Origin of the sequence: Pseudoalteromonas sp. Z1A6 (genome assembly GCF_011378745.1) — a bacterium.
GTDB classification, from domain to species: Bacteria; Pseudomonadota; Gammaproteobacteria; order Enterobacterales; family Alteromonadaceae; genus Pseudoalteromonas; species Pseudoalteromonas arctica.
The window spans coordinates 1-9604 of sequence record NZ_WTKW01000153.1 but is presented as its reverse complement, the minus strand read 5'-3'; the positions used below and the strand labels follow the sequence as shown (position 1 = coordinate 9604).

At 38.3% G+C, this 9604-nt stretch carries 6 protein-coding genes; all 6 read right to left on the bottom strand.

Annotated elements, in window-relative coordinates; genetic code table 11:
• The coding region (pelF, locus tag GQR46_RS11060) for a GT4 family glycosyltransferase PelF (protein ID WP_165740976.1) at nt 1-339 on the bottom strand (339 nt) is incomplete at its 3' end.
• The gene (locus tag GQR46_RS11055; protein ID WP_165728461.1) at nt 332-1315 is read right to left on the bottom strand and encodes a HEAT repeat domain-containing protein; all 984 of its coding nucleotides are present in this window, start codon (nt 1313-1315) and stop codon (nt 332-334) included. The genes GQR46_RS11055 and pelF, both read right to left, overlap by 8 nt.
• The gene (locus GQR46_RS11050) at nt 1312-2610 is read right to left on the bottom strand and encodes a PelD GGDEF domain-containing protein (protein ID WP_165728462.1); all 1299 of its coding nucleotides are present in this window, start codon (nt 2608-2610) and stop codon (nt 1312-1314) included. The genes GQR46_RS11055 and GQR46_RS11050 overlap by 4 nt, the downstream gene beginning before the upstream one ends.
• Nucleotides 2607-3122 (bottom strand): protein PelC, encoded by a 516-nt coding sequence (locus tag GQR46_RS11045; RefSeq protein WP_165728463.1) that lies wholly within the window; start codon nt 3120-3122, stop codon nt 2607-2609. Before GQR46_RS11045 ends, GQR46_RS11050 begins: the two co-directional genes overlap by 4 nt.
• A gap of 14 nt (nt 3123-3136) precedes the next feature.
• Nucleotides 3137-6424: a tetratricopeptide repeat protein gene (locus GQR46_RS11040; RefSeq protein ID WP_165740975.1), complete on the bottom strand. Its 3288-nt coding sequence runs from the start codon at nt 6422-6424 to the stop codon at nt 3137-3139.
• The gene (locus tag GQR46_RS11035; protein WP_165728465.1) at nt 6424-9132 is read right to left on the bottom strand and encodes an endo alpha-1,4 polygalactosaminidase; all 2709 of its coding nucleotides are present in this window, start codon (nt 9130-9132) and stop codon (nt 6424-6426) included. The genes GQR46_RS11040 and GQR46_RS11035 overlap by 1 nt, the downstream gene beginning before the upstream one ends.
• Between the last annotated feature and the right edge of the window lie 472 nt (nt 9133-9604).

The following is a 9604-nucleotide window of genomic DNA, read 5'->3' as shown; positions in this document are numbered from 1 at the left end:
TAACAATTCACTCGGAATAGGCTCGTTACAATCTCTAAAATAATTTTGTAGTTGCTGCCAAAAATCAAAGAGCTCTTTTTTATATTTAATGCCATGCTTAGCTTTTATTTCAGAAGTGTCATTTTCCACTAAATAATGAACATGCAGCTTGGTAACGTTTTTAGGTAAAGTATATTGAATCTCGCCATAATGCTCTGGCGCTCCACCTATAAAAACAAGCTCAAAGTTATAATGAGGTAACCCTTCAATTATTTGATGAACCCAGCTAGATACACCACCACGTATGTAAGGGTAGGTACCTTCCAAAAGCAGTAAAATGTCTGCATTTTTATTACTCATGCCAATACTCCTGCAAATGACGTAATTCACTGCCTTTAGGTTGTTCTGGGAGTTCTTTTAAGTAGCGTTTACAGTCGTCAAACTTGTTCATACAAAAGGCAACTTCGGCTTTATAAGGGAGAACATGACGCCTTGCCATACCAAATTCGGTTGCTTTAAGTAAGTACTCATGGGCTATTTCGTATTTGTCTAAGGCTAAAGATATACGGCCTAAAAATATAAAGGTTGCAGGTGTTTTTACGTGCTCAATACTTTGCTGTGCAAGTGTTTCGGCTTTTTCTAAAACGTATTTTCGCAGTGCACCTTGGGCTAAACCTAAGTAGCTAAGTTCCCAATAAAGTTCGGCTAGTTGTTTTTGTAAATGACTCAATTTAGGCTGCTTAGTCGTAACGGCTATTTCTTGCTGATATAAACTGATTTTTTCGTTGAGTTTGGTTTCTTTACCATCAAGGGTTGAGTAGGCGAGTAGGCGAATATCATCTTCTAAATCTTTAAGTGCTAGCTTTAAAATAGGAATAGCTTGTGAGTCACTCATGTGACGAGCTGCCATTACAGCACTTAAACGTTTATTTGGTTCACTCGCGTGCTTTAAAATTGCTTTAAGCCCGCCCATAGAATAGGTTGGATTTGCTGATATAGCTCTGGCTTCAAAAGGAAGCTCAGGTATTTTATGCTCTTCAATTTCTATATCATCGTTTTTTAGAGGTTTACACAGAGCAAACGTAAGCGCTACTACAACACCTATAATTCCAAGTACTGGTAATGTAAACAATAATAAAAACATGAGCAAAAAAGAGCTATAAGGAGTCGTTTTGTATTTTTTAGGTATAAACACATAACTAACAATAGCAAAAAGGATGCTAGCAATAGCATGCAATAGTATAGCTAAAAACCAATTAGGTGTTTCCAGTACTTCTATTAGTGCAAAGTACTGACAAATACACCCTAAAATAGCCGCTATAATAATTATAATCATGAAAGTGAAACCAATCTCTTTATATCATCTGAGCTTATTGGTAGTGCAAGTTGTTGCTCAATAACAATATCAAGCTCAGCTAAAGTGCTACCAGTGCGCTCTTTACACCACGTGTTCATTCGGGCAATAAAGCCTGCTTTTTCAAGTTCATCAGCTAATGGCATTAATAGCAGTAATACCTGATTTTGATTATCATACAAATAAATGTCTAAACCACGGCGTGCTTCACTTAAATAACTCATAAGTTGAGTCGATTTATCAGTAATATTATTGGCTTTTATTTTTAGCAGCTGCGATGGAATGTTGTATCGTTTTGCTTCTTTATTCGCGCGTTTAACTTGGCGAATAAAGTATGGAGACTCTTCATACGTCATTACTGGGTTTGTTATTTCATGGCGCAGCAGGTCGCCAATATGCCCAGCCATAACAGCAAGTAGTGTAAGAGTGGTATTTTTAAGTGCAAAAAATTGTACTCTTTCAACTAAAATAACGCCGTAAATTGTATTATTTACGTCGATAAGTGGGATTGCCATATGGTATTTACTTATACCTAATGCAGTTTTTGCGTCTTTTACTGATACTAATTCTTTTTCTTCAATCATCGCTAATATAAGAGGATCATTTTCAGCTATTTGACCCATTTGGCTAATAGAGGCAAGTGGTGGCTCTAAAACAGTGTCGTTTTCAACTTTATATAATCCCGCTCTTTCTAATAAGCCATATTCAACGAATAGGTCGATTATTTTTTGCGCTGCGCTATCAAGCCTTCTTTCTTTTAATAGCCCGATAGAGGTTCTTACTGCTTGTAGCGATTCACGCAAACTTAACGTGTGGCCAGCAAGCATTTGCTCTATTCTATCGTGAGATGAATTAATTAAGTGATACTGACGAGTAAATGTTTCAAGGCGATCGGTTACGTACTCAAGCTGAATACTTTGTTGTTGATTAGTACGTTCCCACACATCCCTAAATTCGCCAGTGATCATAATTACAATAATGTAGCCAATCATGGCGTTAATATTGAAGTCGCTTTGTGGTGATAAAATATTTGCTTGAAGTAAACAAAGTTGACCAACAAGCAAACATAAAATACTAATAAAGCCTTTTGAAAAGCCATAACGTAGAGAAACTAAAAGTGGGCCAAGTACAGGCCACGAAAACCCTCCCTCAGTCCAAAATGGGTCCTCTGCGTTAAATAATACAGGCAGCCCTAAAGCAAGCGCGGTAAATATAAATACCTCAGCCCATATTTGTAGCTCAGGAACGTCTCTTGGTCTAAGGAAATGTGTTTTCACTCACTAACCTCTATATAAGAAATTAAATCGGCAATCACATCTTGTGCTGTTGCTGCAATGCTATCGCGACCCCAGCCACTTTTAGCAATAGTTCCCGTCCAAATTGGCGTTGTTTGCCCGTTAACTGTGAGTGATAAGGTCAGTGCTACAACAGGTTCTCCGTCAAGACCGGCTTTATAGCGCCACTCTTCAATGCTACCTGTTAGTACATAGTCAGCTTGTTGAGTGCTTAACCATTGCATAGCATTGTCTAAACGGTATTGATCGTCCAGTGGTGGAAGCTCTTTAGTGTTTACGCGAGGAGCGCGTATAAGAGTTGGCAATTTATTTTGCTGCCAAATACTGGCCAAAATATCTTCAGCACGCTCACCAGCAAGCGGTGTTTGAGCATGATTAACAAGTGGCATTAATGCCACAATTTTTGAAGGGCTAAGCTCTACATCATCAGCAACTCTGCTGGTGGTACATGCTGATAATAGTAATACCAAACACGGTATAATTAAACGAAACATACTCTCTCCTAACATTAAAAATGTACGTAATAACCTAATTGTAATTGTGTATCTGAGTTACCCACTTTATTACTACTTTGGTAACCCAGCTGTAATTTAAATAAATCATCGCCCAGTACAGACCAACCAGCGCCACTTGAAACTGATACATCTACTGTATCGTTAAGTGTTTGATAGCCAGTACTTATATCAAATAACCATGAAGGGCTTGCGCCTAAATAAGGCGGCTCCAACGAACCTGTTGAAGCAAATGAGGTCCCTAGTGCAAAACGTCTAAATGGTTGAAGGTCAACTCTTAGCGGTCTTCTACTTGCATCTGTATTTATTAATGCATTAACACGTTCAAAGTCTTGCCACTGTGCACTAAAATAAGCGTTCCAAATTGGGCGGTCTTTTAAAATACTGTATTGGTAACGTGCATTATATTCTTGGCCATTTATTAGTGAGCTGCCATCGCTTCTTCGAGAAAAAGACATCGCTGCTGCTGATAGCTGTACATTTTGTCTACCATCAATATTGTAGTTAACATAGGCCGTGGCTTTATCTAGCTGAGCATAGCTAAGTAGCGCTTCTGATTGGCGGTTTTCAACATTATATTCAAGCTTTAAACCTACCTGAGTACGCGAATCCCATTGATAACGAGAGTCTAAGCTAAGACCTTGGCGACTAACTAAGCTGCCTTGGTGAGAATCTATTTTTGCATCAAAATACCAACGACCAAATGTCATCTTATCTTCTATCGCAAACAGTAATCCGTTGTTATCAAGATTTTGCTGATTACTTAAACTTAATTTCCATTGCCCATTAGCATAAGGAAAATAAACGTTTACATCGTACTGGCTACTGTTTAAACCAGCCACTGGCGATAGGTTTATTTCAAGTGCTCTAAAATAGGATGCGCGTGCATTTCTGAGTAAACTCAATTGCGATTCATTTGCCTCGCCAGTAAGTTCTTCGTACCAACGTTGCATGGTGGCATAGGGTTGTTTTAAATAGAGTAGGGCGTTTAGCTCATCTAATTTGCTTAGTGAACCTTCAGCTATAAGCTGTTTCGCTTTATTAAACTCGCCGTTGGTCATATAAAGCTGTAGTTTTTGCCAAGGTTCTAACTTTTGTGCAGCTCGACGTGCTAACCACCAGTTTGCTTGAGGCTCACCAATAGTGTCGGGCGCGAGCTCATCCATGGAGTTTAATTGCATTAAATGAGGAACAGCCATTGCACCTGCCCAGCGGTACATTAGGCCTCTGTATGCGTATTTATCTTTAGGTAAATGCTGTAATAAATAGTGATTTAGCTCGGCAGCATTCGCATAATAACCAAGCTGCTTCATTACATCGGCTAAGTTAACCAGTGTTGTTAAGTCACTTGGATCTGCAACAGCTAGTTTTCGTAAATAAAAGTAAGCACTGTTATATGATTTTTCATAAATAGATAGGCTAGCTAATAATTGCGTCCACGCGTAGGTAGGATCGCTGTCCGAATAGCGAGTTAAAATACGGCTGATCATTATAGTGTCGTGCATTTGTAGCGCTAACCAACCTTGTGCGAGTACAACATCGGGGTCGTATTCACTTAATTTAGCGGCGCGGTTTAGAGTTGTATAAGCCGAATTTAAATCACTTTGATTTTGATACCAATTTGAAAGAATAACCCAAGCAGGGTAGAGAGCTTTATTATAACGTTGTTTATCAAGCTCTGTGTGAATACGGGCAACCGATTTAGCATCGTTTACTTGCGTGCTTAATAATGCAATTTGTATCAGTTGGCGGTCTGTAAGTGACTCATTTTCCCATAGATAATCGAGAAGCTCTTGAGGCCGTCCTTCAAAGCGCAGCTGTTGGTAATAAAGCGTGTCGCCAACACTTAGTGTGCTGATTGCTTTTAGTTGCTCAAAAGCATAAAGCTCATCTTTTTTATCTTGAACACGCATTGCCATATCTACTCGTGCAGTCCAAAATTCTCCATTAGTACTTTGTTGCTTGTTTTTTAAAATAGACAATGCTGTTTTAAAGTCATCCTCAAGCCAAAATGCACGAGCTATCCAAAGTAAGTCTTCTTCATTTTTAGGCCCTTTATATTTAGGCCATAAAGCTCTTAGTGCTTTTAAATTTCCGGAATCGTGAAGTACTTTCGCTTTCCAATATTGCGATAATGCACTCTTACCATTTATTTGTTCAAAACGGTCAATATTACTGAGTTCTTGTTTTGTGTTGCCTATAAATTCGTTTGTTTGCATCCACTTAGCAAAGCCATTGCCTTTTAATTGTCGGTTTTGTGCTTTGTATTCATATATATCGTTGGCGTCTTGGTATAAATATAATGCCGCAGCGTCATTAACACTGTCAGTAAGCATCGCTGGGGTTACAGCTCTGTTCGACATTAGCCATTTAAACTCTTTAAGCGCTTCTTTAGGCTTGTTCTGCCAGCGCTTTATTTTCCAATTTAGTAAGCGTAGCTCTTTGTCATTTGGAGTTTGTAGTAATAGCTTGGCGAGTAATTGCTCAGCCCCTTTTGCATTCCCATTTGCTAAACGCAGGTGCATGGCTTTTGTTAAGTACTCGGTGTTATTTGGATCGCTCTTTAATAAGCTTTCAATGGCTTGAGCTGAATCTTCTGTATTGCCAGCTAAGTTAGCTAAATAAAGGGTGCGTTTAACATTAGCTTGGTCGCCATAAGTTTTCCACCAGGCGTAAGCTTGTATCGGATTATTTGCGCCAAGTGCAGTCTCAATCGCTTTAGCTGCAATGTCAGCATTTATATTTGTTTTATAAATAGCGAGAGCTTTGGCTGGTTCGCCAGCGCTCAACCAGTAATCAGCTGCAAGTAGTGGTTGTTTATTTTTTTGATAGTACAGAGCAACTTTTGCGTTTAACCCAACTGCTTTTGCAATAGTTAGTATTTGTTCGTCCCAATGCTTATGGACACCTATTTTTAAAGATAGATCTTCAAAGCGATCGTCAACTTTAGCCCCGCTTGCTAGCCATAATGAGTAAAGCAGCTTTATTTCTAGAGTTGCTTTGCGCTCACCTCTTGGTAGTTTTTCAAGTTCGTTAGTGGCTTGTGAATACTCACTAAGCCCTATATGTAGTTCAACCAATTTTGCGCGTAGCTTTTCGTTGTTAGGCTCAGTGTTGAGCGCTGCATTAAGGTACGATTTTTCAAAGGTATAATCTTGTGAAAGTTCATCATCTTCAAAAAATAAGGTGTGAGGAAATAATGCATAAAGTGCAAAACAACTTACAGCTAATATTGCTAATATTGTCTTTACAGAAATTAACTGAGGGCGCTTTTTAGCATTCATTATCGAGCGACTCCATTGCAGTTAAGATAACCATAAAATTGACCCTTTGGAAGATTAAAGTGCGTCACATTAGCGCGTGTAATACCTTTAAAGTGCTCTCCTAAGCTAGATACAAATTCGCAAGAACGTGCATTAATTAAATCAAGCGAAGCAGGCACCCACGCTTTAAAGCTAACAGGTCCGTTAACTTGCCAGTTATCAATAACAACATTTGCAGACGCTAAATAAGGTTTTTTACTATTTTGACTGTGATCAAAGCTAAGACGAGCTACGTTATTAATAATGTGTATATAGTCACCTTTTTCAGTAACGCCTGACACACCTTCACTTTGGGCAATGTTAGGCATATCAAAATCAGTAGGAATTCGTAAAGTACGAATGTATTTTGAGCTAAATAACCATTCATTATTACTGTTTTTTGCTAGCGCAGAAAAGTAAAAGTCTTTTGCTACTTTTGCGTAATGGCTCAAATGTACCGGTGTATTTGGCCTAGCTAAAACATAATCTATATTGTGTTTTAGTGCGTCTAGTCCCGCAGGGATTTCACCTGAGTAAAAATGAAAATAAATAGTGTAGGGTTTTAATCTATATGGTTTTTCTGTTATTTCAAATGTTTCGGTTAAGCGTCTAAAACCATAATAAGGCCCGTGCCATAAGTTTGTATATACGTTTTCATTTAATATGGGGGCATAAATTTGATACAGCAAATCGTGCTCTGGTCTACCTATTGGTGAAACATGCGTAAGGCTTGGGTTATCGGCATTTACATCTGTATTACCACCGTTGACGTTTAATACGCCAGCATCGCGAGCCAATTCAAGCGCTTTAGGGCCGGGAGTTGCATCGCCTGACCATAACATCATCACTGTTTTTTTGTTTTTTGGTGTCAGGTTTTCATCAATATACTTTATTGAATCGGTGATTTCTTTTTTTAAGCTTATTTTGTCGTAGCCAGGTACATCAAGATGAAAACCATAATCTACTTCATCTTTATCTACTATTCTAAGGCCAGATAACGCAGTCCAAAAATAAGGGTGGCTATAAGTATGCGAAGCAATTTCTACATAAGGCAAATTAAAAATACTGCGCGCTATACCTTCAAGTTTGGCACTTTGTTTTGAATGTAAGCCACTTTTTTCAATATCAGCTTGAATAACCGATGAGGTCAAAGGCAGTTTATAGCGCTTAATTATTTCATCGCGAATCACTTCTGCAGAATATGGTTTACCTGCATAATGTGCCGGGCTTGTGAAGCCATCGCCATCTATATGCAGCGTTAGCATGCGCCTACCGCTTTCAGTTGTCGTATCAGGCACTAGAATCGGAGGTAGTCCCATTGCTTTGGTGAGTAGTGTACGTGGGTCAATAACCCATTTACTCCCTTCCATTGGCAAGGTATCTATAAGCCAAGGTGCAACAACAACCGCGCCATATTTTGTTTTAGTACTCTGCACTATTATAGTTCCATCAGCCGCTTTTATATTGATAAGCGGGGTGGCATCAGTTGCTAATTTCAGTAAGTAGGGCTTAATTATCGCAGGCGATGTTGTCGCTTCGCCTTTTAGCCATGTAGTAAAATGATTAAGTTCATAAGGGGCTGGAGGCAATACGCTAAGCGCTTCAATACCAAGGTTAAGTAATAGTTTAGTTGATTGCGGTAGCTCACCCATAATTAGCTCAGGTACAACGCCTAAGTTACTTTCCAACCAATTAGTAATAGTTGGGGTGTAAAAAGCATCGCTGTTTGTCCATGAAATAATACCAGCATGTAAACTTGGATCTACTAATGGCAAATCTCGTTTAGCTACATCAACATAATCAGGAATATATCCCAAATACTCAATCATGGTCGCAAGCTTTAAATGTACGGTAGTGTAAATGAGTGGTCTTACATTACTGTTGAACGGAATTAGGATGCGTCTTGGTACTGGCGATATGGTTGATGTACCCCATGTTTGTAAGTGCCCATCTGTTACCCAAGGAGTAAAGCCAGCTTGTTTTATTTTTTGCGCCATAGCAAGGCGGTTATCAGGCTGCGCATAATCAATAACTTGTACTTTAAAACCTAAGTTTTGTGCTGTTTTTAATTGTGCGCTTAGCCAAGCTTGATCGTTCTCTGTGGTTAATTTGTAGCTATTATTAGTTGGGTTGTAATGACTATATAAACCTTCAGCAACTAAATCATTGGCTAAACCAGTAAGTTTAGGTAATAACTCAAAGCCTCGATTAAGAATAAGATGCTTATTAAACGTACCAGAGAGGTTTTTTATAATCGCGACTAAGCCATCTTGTTGATCTGATTTACTGTGTTTGTCATCTAAAAGTTGATAGCTGTCTAGCGTATCTAAAAATAAACCACTGAAACCACGCGCTTTTAAAGAAGCTGCGCTGTCTTGCATTTGTTGTTGCCAATCCGTAGATGTTAAATCTGCAATGTGGCTGTTCCAATTAGGATTAACTGAAAGTGAAGAATCACTTTTATTGAACGATTCACCCACACTTAAATAAGCGTAAACGGCAATGTTTCGTTTTTTAAACCAATTAAGCTCGTGCTCGGTAACGAGTTCAGGCTGGACGACAACGCGAGAATAAAAAGTCATTTCGGCTAATGGCATCGGCGCTGAGTAGTAAAAAGCGATACTATTATTTACAGGTGCTGAGAATGCATGAGCAGACACTAAAAGTGCAAGGTATAAAATATATTTCATTAATAATTCATTTTTATTAGATTATAACTGTGGCTCAAAGTGATGCGTTCCGATTTTCTAGTTGTTTGGTATTAGTAATATAGGGTTATTATATGTTAATGGAAGTTTAATATCTATATGTTCATTATTTATATGAACCTAAAATTAATACTAACATGAGTCGTGCGTTAACTCATTACATAGCTGGTGATTAATCGTCTTAGTACGTTATAAAATTAAGTTTAGATCAATGCAGCTGCTAGAACTTTAAATCTCTAGTGAAAGAGTGGCAAATTATATATTAATTAATACGAAGGTCTCAGTGTTTTTAGTGTCCAAATACCTTCCTTGTGACTATAATATCAGCTAATTGAGCATGGTATGAGTTTACTCCCACCAATTTTTTTTATTTACTATGCTTTTAAACCCAATAAAACAATGTAAACAGCCGTAATTTAATTTTTGGCTATTGTCGCTATATATGCATTTATAT